General features: G+C 69.0%; 16 protein-coding genes and 2 pseudogenes. 6 read left to right on the plus strand and 12 right to left on the minus strand.

Features of this window, described 5'->3' with window-relative positions; translation table 11 throughout:
* Positions 1–20 precede the first annotated feature (20 nt).
* Positions 21–386, minus strand: coding sequence for a hypothetical protein (locus J7E88_RS37540; protein WP_215186453.1), 366 nt, complete (start codon positions 384–386; stop codon positions 21–23).
* A 111-nt stretch (positions 387–497) separates the two neighbouring features.
* On the opposite strand from J7E88_RS37540, the gene J7E88_RS37545 reads away from it, so the two are divergent.
* The 4 genes from J7E88_RS37545 (at position 498) to J7E88_RS29535 (ending at position 4,855) form a co-directional block, all read left to right on the plus strand.
* Positions 498–977 carry a transposase gene (locus J7E88_RS37545; RefSeq protein ID WP_215186455.1) on the plus strand — a complete coding sequence of 160 codons (480 nt, stop codon included), beginning with the start codon at positions 498–500 and terminating at the stop codon, positions 975–977.
* A 73-nt stretch (positions 978–1,050) separates the two neighbouring features.
* The gene (locus J7E88_RS29525; protein WP_308307661.1) at positions 1,051–1,419 is read left to right on the plus strand and encodes a transposase; all 369 of its coding nucleotides are present in this window, start codon (positions 1,051–1,053) and stop codon (positions 1,417–1,419) included.
* Between the two features lie 676 nt (positions 1,420–2,095).
* Positions 2,096–3,799, plus strand: coding sequence for a hypothetical protein (locus J7E88_RS29530; protein WP_215186459.1), 1,704 nt, complete (start codon positions 2,096–2,098; stop codon positions 3,797–3,799).
* A 72-nt stretch (positions 3,800–3,871) separates the two neighbouring features.
* Positions 3,872–4,855: a LuxR family transcriptional regulator gene (locus J7E88_RS29535; protein WP_215186461.1), complete on the plus strand. Its 984-nt coding sequence runs from the start codon at positions 3,872–3,874 to the stop codon at positions 4,853–4,855.
* A gap of 270 nt (positions 4,856–5,125) precedes the next feature.
* On the opposite strand, the pseudogene J7E88_RS37550 reads toward J7E88_RS29535, so the two are convergent.
* A pseudogene (locus J7E88_RS37550) lies at positions 5,126–5,485 on the minus strand (hypothetical protein); the annotation flags it as partial.
* A 500-nt stretch (positions 5,486–5,985) separates the two neighbouring features.
* Here J7E88_RS37550 and J7E88_RS29545 point away from each other — a divergent pair.
* Positions 5,986–6,903, plus strand: coding sequence for an ABC transporter ATP-binding protein (locus J7E88_RS29545; RefSeq protein ID WP_215186590.1), 918 nt, complete (start codon positions 5,986–5,988; stop codon positions 6,901–6,903).
* A gap of 66 nt (positions 6,904–6,969) precedes the next feature.
* Positions 6,970–7,767: an ABC transporter permease gene (locus J7E88_RS29550; RefSeq protein ID WP_215186463.1), complete on the plus strand. Its 798-nt coding sequence runs from the start codon at positions 6,970–6,972 to the stop codon at positions 7,765–7,767.
* Between the two features lie 77 nt (positions 7,768–7,844).
* Here the strand turns inward: J7E88_RS29550 and J7E88_RS29555 are convergent, their stop codons facing one another.
* The 10 genes and pseudogenes from J7E88_RS29555 to J7E88_RS36425 all read right to left on the minus strand — a co-directional run.
* The gene (locus J7E88_RS29555) at positions 7,845–8,501 is read right to left on the minus strand and encodes a response regulator transcription factor (RefSeq protein WP_215186465.1); all 657 of its coding nucleotides are present in this window, start codon (positions 8,499–8,501) and stop codon (positions 7,845–7,847) included.
* Entirely contained in the window at positions 8,498–9,583 is a 1,086-nt protein-coding gene (locus tag J7E88_RS29560; protein WP_215186467.1) for a sensor histidine kinase, read from the minus strand. Before J7E88_RS29560 ends, J7E88_RS29555 begins: the two co-directional genes overlap by 4 nt.
* A gap of 1,026 nt (positions 9,584–10,609) precedes the next feature.
* Positions 10,610–11,071 (minus strand): hypothetical protein, encoded by a 462-nt coding sequence (locus tag J7E88_RS29565; protein ID WP_215186469.1) that lies wholly within the window; start codon positions 11,069–11,071, stop codon positions 10,610–10,612.
* A gap of 440 nt (positions 11,072–11,511) precedes the next feature.
* Positions 11,512–12,705 (minus strand): N(5)-(carboxyethyl)ornithine synthase, encoded by a 1,194-nt coding sequence (locus tag J7E88_RS29570; protein ID WP_215186471.1) that lies wholly within the window; start codon positions 12,703–12,705, stop codon positions 11,512–11,514.
* A 69-nt stretch (positions 12,706–12,774) separates the two neighbouring features.
* Entirely contained in the window at positions 12,775–13,047 is a 273-nt protein-coding gene (locus J7E88_RS29575) for a hypothetical protein (protein ID WP_215186473.1), read from the minus strand.
* A 465-nt stretch (positions 13,048–13,512) separates the two neighbouring features.
* A complete protein-coding gene (locus J7E88_RS36865) occupies positions 13,513–13,635 on the minus strand; it encodes a hypothetical protein (protein ID WP_285427620.1) in 123 nt (40 codons plus the stop codon).
* Between the two features lie 67 nt (positions 13,636–13,702).
* Positions 13,703–13,981, minus strand: a complete 279-nt coding sequence (locus J7E88_RS29580) for a hypothetical protein (protein ID WP_215186475.1) — start codon at positions 13,979–13,981, stop codon at positions 13,703–13,705.
* A 723-nt stretch (positions 13,982–14,704) separates the two neighbouring features.
* Positions 14,705–15,292 carry an SMI1/KNR4 family protein gene (locus tag J7E88_RS29585; RefSeq protein WP_215186477.1) on the minus strand — a complete coding sequence of 196 codons (588 nt, stop codon included), beginning with the start codon at positions 15,290–15,292 and terminating at the stop codon, positions 14,705–14,707.
* 29 nt (positions 15,293–15,321) lie between these two features.
* Complete coding sequence (locus J7E88_RS36420; protein WP_251023400.1) at positions 15,322–15,981, minus strand: hypothetical protein; 660 nt, start codon at positions 15,979–15,981, stop codon at positions 15,322–15,324.
* A gap of 246 nt (positions 15,982–16,227) precedes the next feature.
* A pseudogene (locus J7E88_RS36425) lies at positions 16,228–16,377 on the minus strand (hypothetical protein); the annotation flags it as partial.
* Positions 16,378–17,055: the final 678 nt, after the last annotated feature.

Raw genomic sequence — 17,055 nt, forward strand, 5'->3', positions numbered from 1 at the left:
TCGCACCTCGTCCCAGCAGGTCACCGCGGGGTGGCGGCTGACCACCAGGTCGAACGAATCCTCCGCGACGGCAGGTCGGCTGCGTCGTCGACCTGGACGACGGTCGCCTCGAACGTCGCCGAAGTGTGGCGGGCGATCGCGACGTTCGGTGGCCAGGACTCGGTTGCCGCCAGCACCGGCGGGGCGACGGGGATCGAGGCCAGCAGCTCGCCGCCGCCCGTCTGGATGTCGAGGCCGGCTGAAGCCTTCGCCATCCGCTCGGCGAGCAGCCTCGCGTACCTCCAGGACGGCCTCTGTTCGCTGGCGCGACCGGCTAACCAGGAGAAGTCCCACCCCGCGGTGGGGACGGCCTTGCCTTCCTCCACGAGCTCTTCGAACGTACGCATGGCGCTGAGAATGCCGTGCGCCTCACGGAGCATGGCAGCGCAGGCACAGGTCTCCTCGGTGATCACATAGCGTCGCGCGGCGGACCCGCTGACCTGGCCGGTTTCTTGACCATGGACCTGGACTCCACCATTGTCCTTGTCTATGGACGGGCCAAGCAGGGCACCTCGTTCAGCTACATCAAGACCCGCGGCTACCACCCGCAGCTGGCCACTCTGGCGCACAGCGGGCAGGTCCTCTTCTCCCGCGTGCGCGGCGGAAGGGCCGGTGCGGCCCGTGGCGCGAAGACCTTCCTGACCGAGACCGTCAGCCGCACCCGCCACGCGGGAGCATCCGGGCAGCTGACCGTCCGGGCGGACTCCCCGTTCTACTCCAAGGACGTACTGCTGACCGCCCGCACACTGGACGTGCGCTTCTCGATCAGAGTCCGCCAGGGCCCCCAAGATCAAGGCCGCCATCGCCGCCATCCCCGACGACGCATGGACGCCGATCCCGTACTGGCTGTCCACCCCCGGAAGTCTCCGGCGCAGACGTCGCCGAGACCGCCTACACCTGCTTCGCGCACACCAAGACACCGGTCACCGTGTGGCTGATCGTGCGCCGGGTCCGCCCCACCCCCGGCTCCCAACTCGCCCTGTTCACCACCTATGACCACCAGGGTTCGTCATCAACCGGGCTGGAGACTTTACGGAGCTTGAGGCCGATCACTGCCCACACGCCGTGGTCGAGCAGACCATCGCCGAACTGAAGTCCGCCGGGTTGGCCCACCTTCCCTCAGGGCGTTTCACCGCCAACGCGGCCTGGCTCGCACTGGCAGCTATGGCCTACAACCTTGGCCGCGCGGTCGGCATCCTTGGCGGCCACGACCTGACACGGGCCACCGCCGCCACCCTCCGGCGCACCATGTTCACCGTCCCCGGCCGACTCGTGCACAGCCCCGGACATCTGCACCTGCGACTTCCCACCCGCTGGCTCTGGGCCGACGCGTTCAAACACGCCCTCACGACCATCACCGCACTGCCACGACACGGCTGACTCCACTGCCACTGTCCCCACGACCCAGGAATCCGGAGAAGCCGGCAGATCCCGCCCGCCCTCTTCCCGCTCAACACAACAGCACCCGACCTCATCGGACCGCAGCACACAACAACATCACCGACCGGTGGATCCGGGGTGCCCGGGGCGCTGGGACCTGGAGGAGCACTCCGACTCGGTGGAACTGCTGGTCAGCGAACCTGACCAACCGTCCGGAACGCGGAGCGGCCAGTGAACACCCTGACTGCTGCGTACGAGGTTTTCCGGTGCCAAGTCGGCGACGACTCACAACCTCTTCCTCCGTACCGCGACGGCCGCCGGCGCACCGCCGCCGAGGTCACCTCCTGGACGGCGTGGCAGCCCGTCGGAAATGACACCTGCCCAGCCGGCTGTGCCCCGGGACAGCTCCCACAACTCGGCCGCCACCAGAGGCTCGACAAGACTCGCCAGGCTCTGTCCAACGACGAGGACCAGCCATAAGAACCGACGTCTTGGTCCGGAACGCCGGAGGGTCACAGCAGGCGACGAATCGCCCGCGCCCGCGCACGACGTGACGCAGCCGCACTCCCGGACGCTGCCGAATCGTGCCGCTGACACGAATCGGCCACCACACGGTCCCAAATCCGGTAGAACGCGCCTTCGTCCAGAGTTTACCCACTCGAAGGGACTGTGTCGTATGCACCTACGTCCTAGACATTTCCGCCGAATCACCGCGCGTGCCGTCACGTTCGGGGCCCTGCTCGCGCTCACGGCGCCCGGGCTCGCGGTGGCGCAGGCACCGGTTGCGGGGGAGAAGTGCAGACCCTTCCCGCAGACGAAGGCAGGGTCGACGGACGACCGGACCCACGACGGGGCGCACTGCCTGGAAGTCGTGCTCCGGTTGTCCGAGGCGCCCGCCATCGGGTCGCAGGCCAGAATCGACATGGAGGTCGTCACCACGTCAGAGGACTCCGAGGTGCACCTCGACGTCGAACTGCCCGCTGGCTTGGTGTGGGTGGACACGCCCGCCGGCCTGCGCTCCTCGACGGCCGACTCGCCCGCGCCCGTGCATGGCGGGCGAGTGCACCGCGCCGACGGCAAGGGGCACACGGGCGCGGGGCGGCCGTGGCGGCTCAGCGGCACGGTGAAGGCGGTCGCCGCAGGACCGGCCGGAATCCGGGCGACGGCGTCGGCCGGAAACGACACAGATTCCGGCAGCGTCTTCCTCACCGTCGGCTCGCAGCGGTCGTCCTTCGGCATCGCGGTCAAGGATGTCAACTCCGTGGCACCGGCGGCCGGTCCTGCGACGCGCGCCCACGCTCACCTCGCGCACCGTCCCGCCGAGCCGGTGCCGACCAAGGCGTCCGAAACGTCCGCCGCGGGCACGGCGTGCGCCGGCGGCTCGTGGAACTACGTCGACCACACCGGCGCTCCCCGGGTGTCCGGGAACACCCGTGTGACCGTGTACGACGACGACGCCAAGGGCTCGGACGACCTGCTCGCCGCCGGCCTCACCGGCGCCGACGGCCGGTTCCAGCTGTGCTTCGACAACACCGACGAGGAGGGCGGTGGACAAGACGTCTACGTCGAGTTCGGCACTGAGAACCAGAACTGGGTCATACGCCACGGCAAGTCGCGGCAGCCGTATCGTTTCGCCACCGCCGTCCGTCCCGACGTGCCTTCCGGCGGCACGGCCGACATCGGCGCTTTCCAGCCCGCCGACGCGGCATTGATGCGTGGCGTCGAGGCGTTCGACACGATGAACGCCGGGTGGAACTGGAAACCCGGAACGTCCTGCTGGGACGCCAGGGACACGAGCTGCCGGCGCGGGATCGTCAACTGGGCACCGGACTCCACCGACGGCACGTACTACTCGACCCGGGGCAACGCCGTCCACCTCGCCGCCGAGGATCCGGACGCGCCCGTCCTCGTCCTTCACGAGTTCGGGCACGCGCTGATGGACGATGTGTACGAGGACGCCTTCCCCTACTCGCCGAACTGCAGCCCGCACTACATTCCCCGCACCAGCTCGGCGGGGTGCGCATGGACCGAGGGCTTCGCCACCTGGTACGGGGTCGTGGTGCTCGACGATCCCACGTTCCGCTGGCCGGGCGGCCGGACCCTGGACGTGGAAGGCCCGACCTGGGGCACCACTGGGTGGGACGACGGAGATTCCGTGGAGGGCCGGGTGCTCGGGTCGATGATCGATCTGGCGGACAGCACCAACGAGACGGGCGACACGTGCAGCGAGAACCCCGCCGGTCCGCTGTGGAACACCTTCCTCGACCATGTGTCCGGCACGTTCGCCCAGTTCTGGGCCCACCGCACGGCGGGTGGTTACGACGTGGGCGCGAACGCGCTGGGCTGCCTGTACCACAACACGATCGACTACCGCCGATAGGCGGCGTACGCGGGCGCATCACCACGGAACGAGGTGGTGCGCCCGCACGCGCAGGTTGGTACCTTGCCGACCATGGCGACGGCGAAGGTCGGCGAGGCCCTGAGACGGCTGGGCATCGGTGACGAGGCGACCCGGGTCTATCTGGCGCTCCTGGAACTCGCGCCCGTCCGCCTGAGCCGGATCGGAACGGCCGCCGGACTGGACGACACACAACTGGCCGCGGCCTACGGCGAACTGGTCGACGCGGGCCTGGCAAGTGCCCCCGTCGACGGCCGCGACGCGATCGCCCCGCTGCCGCCCGCGGCCGGCCTGCAGATCCTCAGCCGGCACCGCGCCGCCGAACTCGACGCGTCCTGCGTCACCGTGGCGGGCGCGTTCGACGCCTTCCGGCGGCAGCGACTGGCCGAATTCAAGGACGACCTGGTCGAAGTCGTGACGGGCGAGGAGATCGGTCCGCGGCTGCGCCAAGCCTGGGACAGCGCCCGAGAGCAGATATGCCAGTTCGACTCCCCCCCATACTTCCCGATCCCGACCGCCACGGACGAGGCGCTCGCCACCCTCGCCCGTGGGGTGACGCAACGCGTGGTGTATTCGCGGGAGTCGCTGGAGTTCCCCGGCAACCTCACCCAGAGCATCGAGCCGTGCATCGCGGCCGGCGAACAAGCGAGGGTCGTTCCCTCGGTTCCGGTGAAGCTCGTCATCATTGACGACGCATACGCCCTGGTGTCACTGTCGATCAAAGAGGTCGACGTGCACCACACCATGCTGGTCGTGCAGCCGTGCGGGCTCTTCGCCGCGCTGGTCGCCCTGTTCGAGCAGACGTGGCAGAGCGCGCTGCCGTTCCACGGCCCTCCTCATCGGCCCCATCGCCTGCTCCCGGCCGACCGCCGCCTGCTGTCGCTGCTCGCGGGCGGAGTGTCCGACGACGACATCGCCAAGGAGATCGGCATCAGCCGGCGCACCCTCTTCCGCCGAGTAGAGGTCCTGATGGCTCGGTTGGGCGCCGCGACCCGCTTCCAGATGGCACTGCAGGCCCAGCGCCGAGGCTGGCTGTGAGCGTCGCGGACCGCACGTCGCCAGGCGCGCGCAGCACTGTGGGAGTCGTTGTCGATTCCGTGGCCGGCCGAGGCGAAGGCTCGGATCGCGCCGCGCCAGTCGCGGCAGCATACGTACGGGCTGAACCGTGCTCTCCTCGGTGGCCCCTGGTCCGGACGCCGGCTCAAGGCCCAGGCGACGGCACGTCCCGCCGCGGCCGCGCGGTTGGGGACATCGAGTTGGCGAGGATGTGCTCGATGTGGGTGGCGACGGTGCGCGGGCTGACCGGAAGAGACGGTCGGCGATCTCCCGGTTGGTCCGTCCCTGGGTGAGCTCCGCCAGTACTTCCAACTCACGCGGGTAGAGGGCCGAGGGGCGGGCGACGGTACGGCACACACGACCGTCCCCCCGGGACACCCCAGCTGCGGGCAGTGCAGTGGCCTTTGCCGTCGGCGTGGCGAGCTGAGCGGAGCGCCGCGCGTGATCACGTCTGGGCAGGCTGGCGCGCTCGTGTCGGGGTCGGCCTGCGCACCCTGGTCCAAGGCGGCGCGGCCTACGCCCTGTCCGGGCGGGGAGGAGCGCCGGCACTCCTGGCGGCCTACGGGGAGGCGGGCCGCACCATCGGTCGCTGGGACCGGGAGAGCACGGCATCCGCGGCGGGACTGGCCGCGCCCCTGAGCCGACTGAGGACGGCCGTTGCGCCGTTGCTGGGGCGCAAGGAGCCTGGCCTCGCGGAAGCGGCGGAAGGTTGTTCACGGCGGCTGTGTAGAGCTACGGCAACGACGACCGGATGGCGCGGCGCTCGCTGCCTTCCAGGCGGCGCTGCGCCCCGAGCTGGGGCCACCCATCCCGCCCGCCGCTGGTGGCACCTCTGGCCGCGCCGTGGATAGCGCGGCAGCGTGCGCGCGGGCTCGCATCCGCCGTCTTGCCCTGTCCTGCGCCACCGTCGCCTCCGCGGTGCCAGCAGTGGAGCAGGTGTCCATAAACGATCGGCTCAGATGCATCCGCCGATCGTATGACGGCCAGGCCCTGGAGCAGCGACGGTCGGCGCCGCAACGGCAGCCGCTTGGGCGTCCCAGCGGGGTGGCCGGTCTTCCTACTGTGTCGGGACGCCGACATCTTTCGAAGGAGCCGCTTTCATGGGCGCAGGTGTGCTGGAGGTCAGGGAGCTGACCAAGCGCTATGGCAGGCAGACGGTGGTGGACCGGTTGTCGTTCACGGTGCACGCGGGAAGGGTGACCGGCTTCCTGGGGCCGAATGGCGCGGGTAAGACAACGACCATGCGGATGCTCCTGGGACTGGTCCATCCGGACTCCGGCAGTGCGCTGGTGGGCGGCAGGCCGTTTTCCGAACTGCGCCATCCGATGTGTGAGGTCGGTGCGGTGCTCGACGCCAGGGCGGCTCATCCCGGACGTACGGCGGAGGGGCACCTGATGGCGTTGGCGAGCAGCAACGCGATCGCGCGCCGCCGGGTGGGCGAGGTACTGGAGATGACCGGTCTTGCCGGCGTGGCCGGCAGGCGGGTCGGCGGGTTCTCGCTGGGCATGGCCCAGCGGCTGTCGGTCGCTGCCGCCCTTCTCGGCGACCCGGGGGTTCTCCTGTTCGACGAGCCGGTCAACGGCCTCGACCCGGAAGGTGTCCGCTGGATCCGGGATCTCATGAGGGGCCTAGCCGCGGAGGGGCGCACGGTTTTCGTGTCCAGTCATCTGATGAGCGAGATGGAGATGACCGCCGACCATCTGGTGGTGGTCGGCCGCGGCAGGCTGATCGCGGACCTGAGCATGCGCGAGTTCTGCGCGAGGAGTTCCCGCAACGCGGTCAGGGTGCGCTCCCCGCACACTGTTCAGCTCGTCGGGGCGCTTCGGCGGGCCGGGGGAGACATCGTCGCGGACGACGAGGGCACACTGCTGGTCACCGGTCTGGACTCCGAACGTGTCGCCGAGGCCGCTGCCGGGTGCGGGGCCATGCTGCACGAGTTGTCCGTCCAGCGGGCGTCGCTGGAGGAAGCGTTCATGGAACTGACCGGACACAGCGTGGAGTACCGGGGCACTACACCCCCACCGCTCTGACCGGCCTTCCTCGCTCGGGCACCGGCCCAAGATCCCTACCGCACCATCCAGCAGACAGGCATTCCCATGACCACTACCGCTGCCACGCCCCAGCCGTCCTTCCTCGACCTGGTCAGTTCCGAGTGGATCAAGATCCGCACCGTGAGCTCGACCGTATGGTGCCTGACCCTTTTCACGCTCATCACCATCGGCATCGCCGCCTTGGTCGGACTGAACCGCAACGCCGATGCGGCGACGCCGAACAGCTCGGTGGCCATCGACAGAGTGGTCACCGACGGCAGCATCGGTGTGGGCGCCGGGCAACTTGCCATTGTGGTGCTCGCCGCGTCAGCGATCGGTGGCGAGTACGGCTCCGGGATGATCCGCACCTCCCTGACGACCGTGCCTTGGCGCAGGCGATGGCTCGCTGCCAAGGCACTGGTGGTAGCCCTGATCGCGCTGGTCGCCGGCGCGGTGGTGAACGTCGTGGCTTTCGCCGTCGGCTGCGTCGTGGCGCGCGATGTCTCGGGGGCGCTCACGGACCCCGGCATCGCACGCGCGGTACTGGGTGGCGGGCTCTACCTGAGCGCGCTCGCACTGCTCACCCTCGCCGTGGCCACCGTCGCTCGCGGCACAGCCGGTGCCATCATCACCATGTCCGCGATGATCTATGTGATGCCGTTCTTCCTGCTCGGTCCTGGCTTCGACAGCGTGCAGCGGTTCCTGCCTGCGGGTCTTGGGCCTGGGAATGCCGGATGGGCCATCATGCAGCCCGGGCCGATGCTGGGCGGCCTCGCTCCCTGGAGCGGCTTCGCCGTGCTGTGTGCCTGGGTCGTATCGGTCATGGCCGGCGCGGTGTACGCCGTGGAGAAGCGCGACATCTGAACAGCCCGACGCTGGAACTCGCCCGGTAATCGTCCAGGCGGCCGCCCAGCGTCGGGCGGCCGCCGTCGAAGCCTGTTCTACGCCTTCAGCAGACCCGCGTCGTGGGCGACGATCGCAGCCTGGACGCGGTTGGCGCACCCCAGCTTGGCTAGCACCCTGCTGACGTGGGTTTTCACCGTGGCCTCGCTCATGAACAGGCACCCGCCGATATCGGCGTTGGACTGGCCCTCCGCCAGCAGCCGTAGGACCTGGCACTCGCGCTCGGTCAGCTCGGCCACACGGTTACGGGCATGTACCTGCCGTGAGGTGTCACGGCCGACGAAATCCTGGATCAGGCGTCGCGTCACCGACGGGGCGAGCATCGCGTCGCCGGCGTTGACGGTCTTGACCGCGCGGGCCAGCTCCCGCGGCGGGGTGTTCTTCAGCAGGAATCCCGTCGCCCCCGCCTGCAGCGCGGCGTGCACGTACTCGTCCAGATCGAAGGTGGTCAGCACCACGACTTTGGGCGCGTCGGGCAGCCGGGCGATCTCCGCCGTGGCGACCAGCCCGTCCATGACCGGCATGCGGATGTCCATCAGCACCACATCCGGCCGGTGCGCGCGCACCATCCGGACCGCCTCCGCGCCGTCGGCGGCTTCTGCCACCACCTCGATGTCGGAGTCCACCTGCAAGATCATGCTCATGCCGGACCTTACCAACTCCTCGTCATCGGCCAGCAGTACGCGAACGCTCATGGCGCACTCTCCTTCGTCGGCAGCACGGCGCACACACGGAAGCCGCCGTCGCCTCGTGGTCCGGCGTCGAAGGTGCCCCCCAGGACGGTAACCCGTTCCCTGAGCCCCGTAAGCCCGTGCCCGCCGCTCGGCAGGCGCGAGACCACCGGACCACTGGGGGCGTCGTTCTCCACGATCACGCGCAGTGCCTCCGGCTCGTACCGGACGGTGACCTGGGCGGCGGCATCCGCAGCATGCTTGTGCACGTTCGTCAGCGCTTCCTGAACAAGGCGGTACGCGGTGGGTTCGTGACTGGGCCCCAGAGAACGGCGGGAGCCGGACGTCGCCAGGTCGACTCGCATACCCGTGGCCCGGGACTGCTCGACCAGCGCCGGAAGATCATTCAGGGTGGGTTGGGGCGCCCGGGGCGCGGCTTCCTCATCCTCCTCCGGCCGCAGCACCGCCAGGACCTGGCGCAGCTCCTCCAGGGCCTGTCGGCCGATTTCGCCCACGAGCCTCGCGCTCTCCGCAGCCCGAGGGGGAACTTCCGCGGTGACTTCAAGGGCACCGGCGTGGATCACCATGAGGCTCACTCGGTGGGCGACCACGTCGTGCATCTCGCGCGCGAGGCGGGCCCGCTCCTCCATGCGCGCCCGCCAGGCCAGCAGATGCTGCTCCCGTTCCAGGCGCTCCGCCTTGTCCCGAAGGTTCCCCAGCGCCATGCTCCGCGTGCGCGTGAACAGGCCCAGGAGCAGGGGGACGGCCACGAAACCCGCCTCACTGGCCAGGTGCAGCAGGGCTCCAGCGAGCAGGTCCGACTCGTACATGGCGGCCCGGGCCACGGCGAGGCGCACCACCGCCGCCCCGGACAACAGCGCGAGGGCCACGCGGCTTCTGCCATACCGGGCCAGGGCGTAGAGACACACCCCCGGCAGGAGGTAGGTGAACAGCGAGGGCAGGAGGAGATGCACAGGCGTGGCGATGACAACGGCCGCGCAGAGCGCCGTCGGCCACCGGCGGCGTACCACCGTCGCCAGGCACAGCCCGAGGTACACGGCGAGCCACATCAGGACCCCAGGCTCCCCCGAAGGAACCAGTGTCATCAAAGAGATGAAGGCGCAGGCCAGGGCGACCGAGGCGTCGAATAGCACGCTGCCGCGACTGCCCCACCACAACGGACGGTCAGCACACAACGCCCATCCGCTTTGGCCCCGGCCCCTCTTACCCCTGATCATCTACGCTGTGTCTTCTTCTCCGAACCACCGGACGCTTCGTTCGGTCTTCTGCCGGGCTGCGATGCCCCGCCGCTCATCGCGCTCGCTGTCCTTGGTCGTCAACCCTGCGTGGTGAGTCGGCCGGAAAGGGGACGCCCAGCGCGCAGAGCGCTCGTGGCGACGAGCCTACCGCACCATCATGGCCACTCGGCCATCCCTTCCGGTCCCCGGCTCTCCCTCTCGCAGCAGGTGTGCAGTGGGGGCTGCGGCAGTCCTGGCACGCAGCAGCCGCGGTGAAGGCACCCGCTCCACCGCGTCCCCGGGCGGCGGCAGCATGCGGATACGAGCGCGCGCACCTTCCGCCGCGTCATCGGCTACCGCGCCGATGAACTCGGCCGCGCGGAGAGGTCAACAGGCACTTCACCGCACCGACGCCGAACCGGTTGTGGGTCACCGACCTCCCAATCATCTCCACCGGCGAGGGTCCGCTGTGGCTCTCCGCGATCGCGACGCGTTCTCCCGCCGGTGGTGGCCTGGGAGACTTCCGCGCGAATGGACGCCGACCTGGTCCTGACCACGCTGGAGTACGCGCTCGCCAGCCGCGAGGTCGAACCGGGAAAGCTCATACTGCGCGCCGTGCGAGGCACCCGACGGCCACCCGCTCCTCGCCTCATCTGCCCCGCTTGCTGCTGCCCCTCGCCTCGTTGCCCTGTTGTCGACTCATTTCGAGGTCGGGTTCGAGCATGAGTGAGCTGTCAGTTCAAGCAAGCGGAGTGAGAGGTCGGTACACGCTCATGAGAATGTCCGGTTCACCGGAATGAGAGTCAGCACCAAGTGACCGCATCCTGCACCGGGACCGGTTCTATGTGACCATCCTCTAAAGTCTTGAGTCCTCTGCCCAGGCCCCGGCCGGTGTCACCGGCCGGGGCTCGGCCACACCCGGATGTCGTACTGCTCCGTCTCGTCCGCGGATCGCCGCCACACCTTCACTTCGTAGATTCCGGAATCCGGCAGCACCAGAGACGGCCCGGGCTCCCGGCCCTCCACGTTGACCAGCGTCAGTTCACGTTCCGGCACGTCAATCCGGCAACTCCCGAGGTACACCCGGGCCCCGTCGGGCGGCGCCTCGTCCCATACCGACAGCGCAACGCCGATGCGCACCCGTGATGCCTGTGTCGGCACGCCCGCCGCCGTGCCGTGACCGGACACGGCATCGCCCTCAGGGACAGCGGATTCCACATCGCCGCGGTCACCACCTTCGGCAAGCACCCAGAACTGGCTGTACGAGACGGTGAGCTCGTCGAACGCAACGTCCCAGGGCTGACGATCAGGAAACAGGTCTTCGCTGGAACGGTTAGGTGACTTCATGGCAGCCACCGTAGCCAGTACCGCACCCCAGGAACATTGAGCTCTGCAATACGCCAGGGCGTCGGAGGTTTCGCGCACTGATTCCTCGTTGCGCCGGCGGCAGGACCCATCGCTTCCGCGCGTCCGGCCGCTCCCACGGGTGTCGTGGAAGTCGGCGGCGAACCGGTCGCGCACGTCGGCCGCGCCGGGCGAGAGGTCGTCCCGGCCGCTGGCGGACAGGGTGGCCCGTGTGCCTTCCGAGGAGCGTTGGCGGCACGTCGACCCAGGGCCCACCTCACTGGGGGAGTGCGAGGTGGGGCGGTCGCCGGGCGATGGTCAGATGTGGCACGACATCGTCGAACTGCCCACCGAGGGGCCGGTTTTTGGCCACCGGTACGCGATCGCCTCGGTGAGCCGGCGAAACGGCGCGTCCGGCTTGGGGTGCGTCGGACCGGCTGCGCGGAGGTGTGTCAGGCCGGCTGTGCGGAGGAGTTCAGCACCGGGGCGAGGACCGGATCCGCGGTCTCGAGGGCGTGGGGGAAGGAGGCCGCCCGGTGCTGGAAGGAAAGGATCTTCGGGTTCAGGATGAAGCCGTCGCGGATCTCGATGGCCTTTCCGACCGTGGGGTCCGCGTCCCATGCCGCCGGGCCGTTCATGACCTTGCGCAGGTAGGGCAGGAGCGCCTCGCTGATCTCCCACGTGGCCGAATTCCACAGGTGGGACGGGCTGTGGTCCACCCCGTAGTAGTGGCACCCCGGCCCGACCATGGGCATCGGATCGCCGAAGGTGGTTGGACGGGCCCAGGAGAATCCCATGCCCTCGTCGCAGGAGACGTCGATGAAGAAGGAGCCCGGCCGGAACAGGGCGAGTTCCTCGTCGGTGACGAACGTCAAGGGCGCGTCGGTGTCCTGCCGGACGCAGTTGACGATGATGTCGAACCCGGCGAGATACTCCGCGAGCGGCACGGGTCCCGCCGGGGTGAGTGCCTGTAGACGCGACGGATCGTCCTCGTGCTCCTCGAAGTGGCCCATCACGACCGACGGCATCGGGGAGGCCACCGCCGCCGCGGCGCGCTGGGTGAGCACCGTGACGTCGGAGACTCCCATGGCGCCCAGGCCCGTGACCGCTCCGCGCGCCGTGGCGCCGAAGCTGATGACCACGGCGCGCAGACGCCGCCCGTAGCTGCCGGTCAGCCCGCCGAGCTGCAGGGCGTGCAGCACCGAGCAGTAGCCCGCGAGCTCGTTGTTCTTGTGGAACACATGGACACTGAAGGCGCCCGTGGAGGTCCAGTGGTTCATGGCCTCCCAGGCGATGAGGGTCAGCTGGCGGTCGATGGCGAGCTGCGTCATCCTCTCGTCCTGCACGCAGTGCGGCCATCCCCACAGCACCTGGCCCTGGCTCAACGCGGCGACGTCCTCGTGCATGGGCTTGGGCAGCAGCAACACGTCGCACTCGTCGAGGAGTTGCTCGCGGGAGCGCAGTCCTGCCACGAGCGGTCGCAGCGCGTCGTCTGCGACGCTGAACCGTTCGCCGTAGCCCTCTTCGAGGAAGATCCTCTCCCGTACGTCCGGGGCGATCCGGCCGAGGTGGGCGGGGTGCAACGGCAGGCGGAACTCGTTCTCCTTGCGGGAGGAGGCGAGTACTCCGAGACTCAACAGGCTCATACGCTTCCTCATCACTTCGTTCGGGTCATTTCGTTCGCGTCGTACTTGTGGTGGCTGCCGGGTCCCGGATCAGGAGCCGTCGGCCCCGTGCCTGCGCACGCGCTCGGCCATCGGGAGGGGCGTCTCGTCCAGACCGTTGACCGACCCGCTCGCCATGCGCGCGCACGTGCCGTGGCAGGCGAGCAGTTGCTTGTCGTCGCGGTGGGAGACCACCACCACCTCCGGATCGGGAGCGTTCCGGTAGTCGGTGCCGCACATGAGGCAGGCCAGTCCGGAGAGCATCTCCGGCGTCGGTTCGGGGCGGCCGCGGCGGCGGCCGGAGATCGAGTCCTGTGAATACATGCGTCCGCATCCTCTTGATCGGTTCAGGGCCGTGCTCATCGGTTCGGATCGGTACTGACCGGGTCAGACGTACTGATCGGTTCAGGGTCGTACGCCAGATGCCGGAACGCCTCGGAGGCATCGTGTAGCCAGGAAATCCGCTACTGCGCTGCGCGGGACCGGATACGGGAGGAAGCGTGGCAGTACGAGCCAGGAGGCATGGTGCGGCTCTTTCCGGCCGGATCCGATGTGCGCCGGCCTGTGCCGTTCTCCGAGGGCGACGCCGAAACGGTGACGGCGTGCGAGGTGCGCTCGGTGCCGCAACCGTACTCCCTCCGGACCCCGCGTGTGCCGGGTCCGGACTCCGGAACCGCCCGCAGGGAGCGTCACCGAGCCCTTCCGGGCCCCGAGCGGGGGCCAGGGCCCAGGGCGATGTTCCCGACAGCGAGCAAGCTGCGCGACACTTCCTGCACTGGCTGGTCCGGATCAGGTGGTGCAGTCCTTGGTGGCCTGGTCCTTGGTGGCCTGGTCCTCGGCGGCCCGGTGAGGGATGTCCGCCGCAGCGGCGTCACGATCTCGGTGCCGACGATGTGGAGGTCGGGATTCCATCGCAGGACCCTCTCGATCAGTACCCGCCGGCGCTGCTCCCCCCGGTGGAAGCCGAGGACCGTGTTCTTCACGACGCCCCGAAGTAGCCCCGCTGCCGGCCCGGCTCCCAGGTGCTCATGTCCGGCCACTTGATCCAGGCCACCATGAGCGCGATCTGGACCAGGTCCTCGGCCTGAGCCTGGGAGAGGTTGCCACTGCGGATGCAGAACCCGATGGCCCGGGGGTACGCGTACCGGACGAAGTCGTCGTATGCCAGTGCCGCATTCGCCGGCAGGCCGGGCGGCATGTGTTCACGGTTGTTCTCCTCCTCGCGGTCCGGGGGATGTTCGGGGGTGTGTCTGGTCACATGCACCTGCTTCCTGTAGTTGCCATCAACCCGTCCTTGCTCGACCGGTGCCGGGGCGCGCAATGCCCCCTTAGCAAGGGGGTAGCTCCGGCATCTCGGGCCGTTACGACCCAGTGCGGAAAAATCTTCCGGCTGATGGCCGGGCGGGCACCCTTGAGCGCGCGGCGTCTCGCCCGCGAATCGACGCAGATCGGCGAGATGGCGAGATGGTGTCGCCCAGGGCGATGTGCGTCGGCTGCATGCAGGCTAGATCCAACCTCCATATCGATCACGCAGCGATGACCTGTTTCCGACCGGGCATCCGATGCGGTGGCACGTCAAGTGCCAGCGGATTCGGCGAGTTGGCAGCTTCGCCGCGGCTGGGTGTGGATGACGACATGTTCAGCGTGGCGTCGGTCTCAGAGGGTCGGACGTCGTGGCCGCTGCAGTTGTTCACTGCCGCCGGGGTGCGGCCGGTGGCCTTGGTGACCCAGGTCGGTGCGAGGGCGTAAGGCTGACGAACGCGGCTGAGGTGTTTGCCGACGCGGTGTGGGAGCGGCATTGCCCCAAGGAGCAGTTCCCAGGGTGCAGCTGTGGCCTGAGGGCTCAGGCCGGCTGGCCCGCTGCATGTCGGCACGCCGGTCGTGGCCGGCTGCGGAGTGCCTCCCGTCCTCGTGAACATCGACCCTGGACAGATCGGGCCGCCTCCCAAACTCGGGTTCTGGCTCAGGTTCTGTGGAGCGGTCACGGCGAGTGAGCGTGCCTCTGCCGAATCGGATGCGCTCGGAGCTGGGGTGAGGTGAGCTCCAGAGCCCGGTTGTCCTGTCCGGCAGCCATGTGGTCGAGCCATCGTTCATACCAGGCGAGAAAGTCCGAGGCCGAGGAGACGTTCGGGCCCCAGAAGCCGTCTGCGTTGCCGACGAGCATGCGCCCCGTGAGAGGGCCGGTTATGCCTATGAGGACAAGATCGCTGCACCCGCGTTCGATGACATGCAGGAACAGGTCACCACGGCGGGTGGGGCGATAGGCCCGGCTGAATCCTCTTGAGCCCGTGCTGGCGTCTCTGGAGTTCATTGTGAAGAGCGTGCAGTCCTTCAACGGGATCAGTCCGTAGTACGGAGACGCACCGGTGCCGCCCATGTTGGTGAGGAAGTCTCGGTAGGGCCGCGGGAGTTCCACGTCATGCTCGGCTTGAAAGGCGTCTGCCTGATCTTCGGTGAGGCGGGGGCCGAGACGGAATTCGTGCCGCTCCTCCCCAAAGGAGTGGCTTCGGCTGGGCGCGTAGGGGATGCGTGCCAGCTTGCGTCGCAACCGCGGGATGCGGGAGTCCATGCGAGCTCTTCTCTCGTGTCGCTCGCAATCTATCGCACGGCGCCAGAGCTCACCCTGCGAGCAGGACTCGCTTCCTCAACAGCTGGAAGCCGGCCCGGCCGAACATCTGGCGCTTGAGCATCTTGATCCGGTTGACGTGCCCTTCGACGACGCCAGAAACTCCAGGGCGGAGTGAGGCCGGCGATGACGGCGTCGCGGTCGCGGTCGGCGAGGGTATGGAGGCTGGGCAGGTCGTCCTGCCGGACGGCGTCGAACCAGTCGGGCAGGAGCTGGCCCTGGCGCTCGGTGAGCATGGTCGCGAAGGATCGGACGTGCCCGATGAGGGCGTCGAGTTCGGAGCAGTGCGTCCGGACGGCCTTGAGCTGGTGATGCTCGGTCTCGGTGAGGGTGTCCGGACGGCGGAGGATCCATCCGGCGACGGTCCGGGGCGAGGGCGGTCGGGCGGTCACCGGCTGCGGTGAGGTGCGCTTGTCGTGTAGATAGGCGCGAACGCGCTGGTAGCTGCCCTTGTAGCCGAGTGGCACGATCTCCTCCCACGGCTTCCAAGCGTTGGTGCAGCCCTCGCTCCAGCGGTCGTCCAGATAGGGCTTGTAGTCGTCGAGGACGGAAGGCGGGTTCTGCCACTGACCGGTGAACAGCTCCTCCGGCGTCGCGGCGTCGGCGAACTGCTTGACGGTGCGGTAGGTCATCCCGAGCTGCCGCTGGACCGAGCGCCGACTGTGTCCCGCCGTCAGCAGTGCGTGGACGGCGGCATGCCGCGCCCGGGTCCGATCGGCGAATCGGTGCCCGCGCGGCCAAGGAGAACCGGACGAGTCCGCGACCGGAACAGCCTCGGGTTCGGGTCCGGGCTCAGGGACGGTGGGGACCAGAGCGCGGAGGCAGCGACGGTGCTGGGCGACGCTCCGCTCGGTGGCCTCGCTCAGGTTGTGCCAGAGGTGCCACCGGTCCGCGACTTGGAGTGCCTGCGGCGCACCGGCGGTGGCGCCCTCAGCGAAGAACGGCGCCCGGTTCCGGCACACGACCTCGACGCCGGGCCGATCGGCGAGCCAGGCAGCCAGGCTCGATGCCTCCCGGTCGGGCAGCAGGTCGACAGGGCGGCGGCTTTCGACGTCGACGAGAACGGTGCCGTAGTGGCGGCCCTTGCGGGTGGTTTACTCGTCAACGCCGACCACACGCGGGGCGGGCACTTCCGGCTCGGGCAGGGCGTCGACCAAGCTGCAGGACCGTGCTCCGGCTGACGGAGACCCCAAGCACGGACTCAAACGGGCGCCGGCACGGCCCGCCAGCGCGAGACCGACCGCAGCCAGCATCGCGCGCAGCCGCTCGGTCCGCTGACCGTGCCCACGGGTCAGGCCGGGTATCTGCTCGACGAAGGTGCGGCGGGTGCACCCCGAGTTTCCGCAGAACCGGCGGACCCCCAGCTGGAGAACAACACTTCGTCCAGCGCTGGGCACATCAGCGGGAAACCGCAGGTAGGAACCATGGACCCGGTTCGACCAGGCCCCGCACGCCGGGCAAGCGGCACCGTTCGCAGTGCATTCCGTGTCGACCCGCACTATCGCGATGCTCACGTCCACCACAGCACCGCAACGTCCGCGATCGCCGGGAACAACAGCTCCTTCAACCGGAGCACGATCTCTTCCACTGCCCCGAACTGTCATCCCCACCGCCTTGACCACGGCTCATTTTCGGGCGACTTCACCTACTGCCCGGAGAAGCTAGCCGTCACTCAGCGTGGCTCCGTCACAGAAGCTGAGCCAGAA

Source organism: Streptomyces sp. ISL-10 (assembly GCF_018614575.1).
Taxonomy (GTDB): Bacteria; Actinomycetota; Actinomycetes; order Streptomycetales; family Streptomycetaceae; genus Streptomyces.

Bases quoted from the DNA above. Each gene is read 5' to 3' on its own strand.
- J7E88_RS29575 (WP_215186473.1), bottom strand. From the start codon at position 13,047: ATGTATTCACAGGACTCGATCTCCGGCCGCCGCCGCGGCCGCCCCGAA.
- J7E88_RS29535 (WP_215186461.1), top strand. From the start codon at position 3,872: ATGGCGACGGCGAAGGTCGGCGAGGCCCTGAGACGGCTGGGCATCGGT.
- J7E88_RS29585 (WP_215186477.1), bottom strand. From the start codon at position 15,292: ATGGACTCCCGCATCCCGCGGTTGCGACGCAAGCTGGCACGCATCCCC.
- J7E88_RS36865 (WP_285427620.1), bottom strand. From the start codon at position 13,635: ATGGAATCCCGACCTCCACATCGTCGGCACCGAGATCGTGACGCCGCT.
- J7E88_RS29550 (WP_215186463.1), top strand. From the start codon at position 6,970: ATGACCACTACCGCTGCCACGCCCCAGCCGTCCTTCCTCGACCTGGTC.
- J7E88_RS29560 (WP_215186467.1), bottom strand. From the start codon at position 9,583: ATGACACTGGTTCCTTCGGGGGAGCCTGGGGTCCTGATGTGGCTCGCC.
- J7E88_RS29570 (WP_215186471.1), bottom strand. From the start codon at position 12,705: ATGAGCCTGTTGAGTCTCGGAGTACTCGCCTCCTCCCGCAAGGAGAAC.
- J7E88_RS37545 (WP_215186455.1), top strand. From the start codon at position 498: ATGGACCTGGACTCCACCATTGTCCTTGTCTATGGACGGGCCAAGCAG.
- J7E88_RS29555 (WP_215186465.1), bottom strand. From the start codon at position 8,501: ATGAGCGTTCGCGTACTGCTGGCCGATGACGAGGAGTTGGTAAGGTCC.
- J7E88_RS29530 (WP_215186459.1), top strand. From the start codon at position 2,096: ATGCACCTACGTCCTAGACATTTCCGCCGAATCACCGCGCGTGCCGTC.
- J7E88_RS36420 (WP_251023400.1), bottom strand. From the start codon at position 15,981: ATGACCTACCGCACCGTCAAGCAGTTCGCCGACGCCGCGACGCCGGAG.
- J7E88_RS37540 (WP_215186453.1), bottom strand. From the start codon at position 386: ATGCGTACGTTCGAAGAGCTCGTGGAGGAAGGCAAGGCCGTCCCCACC.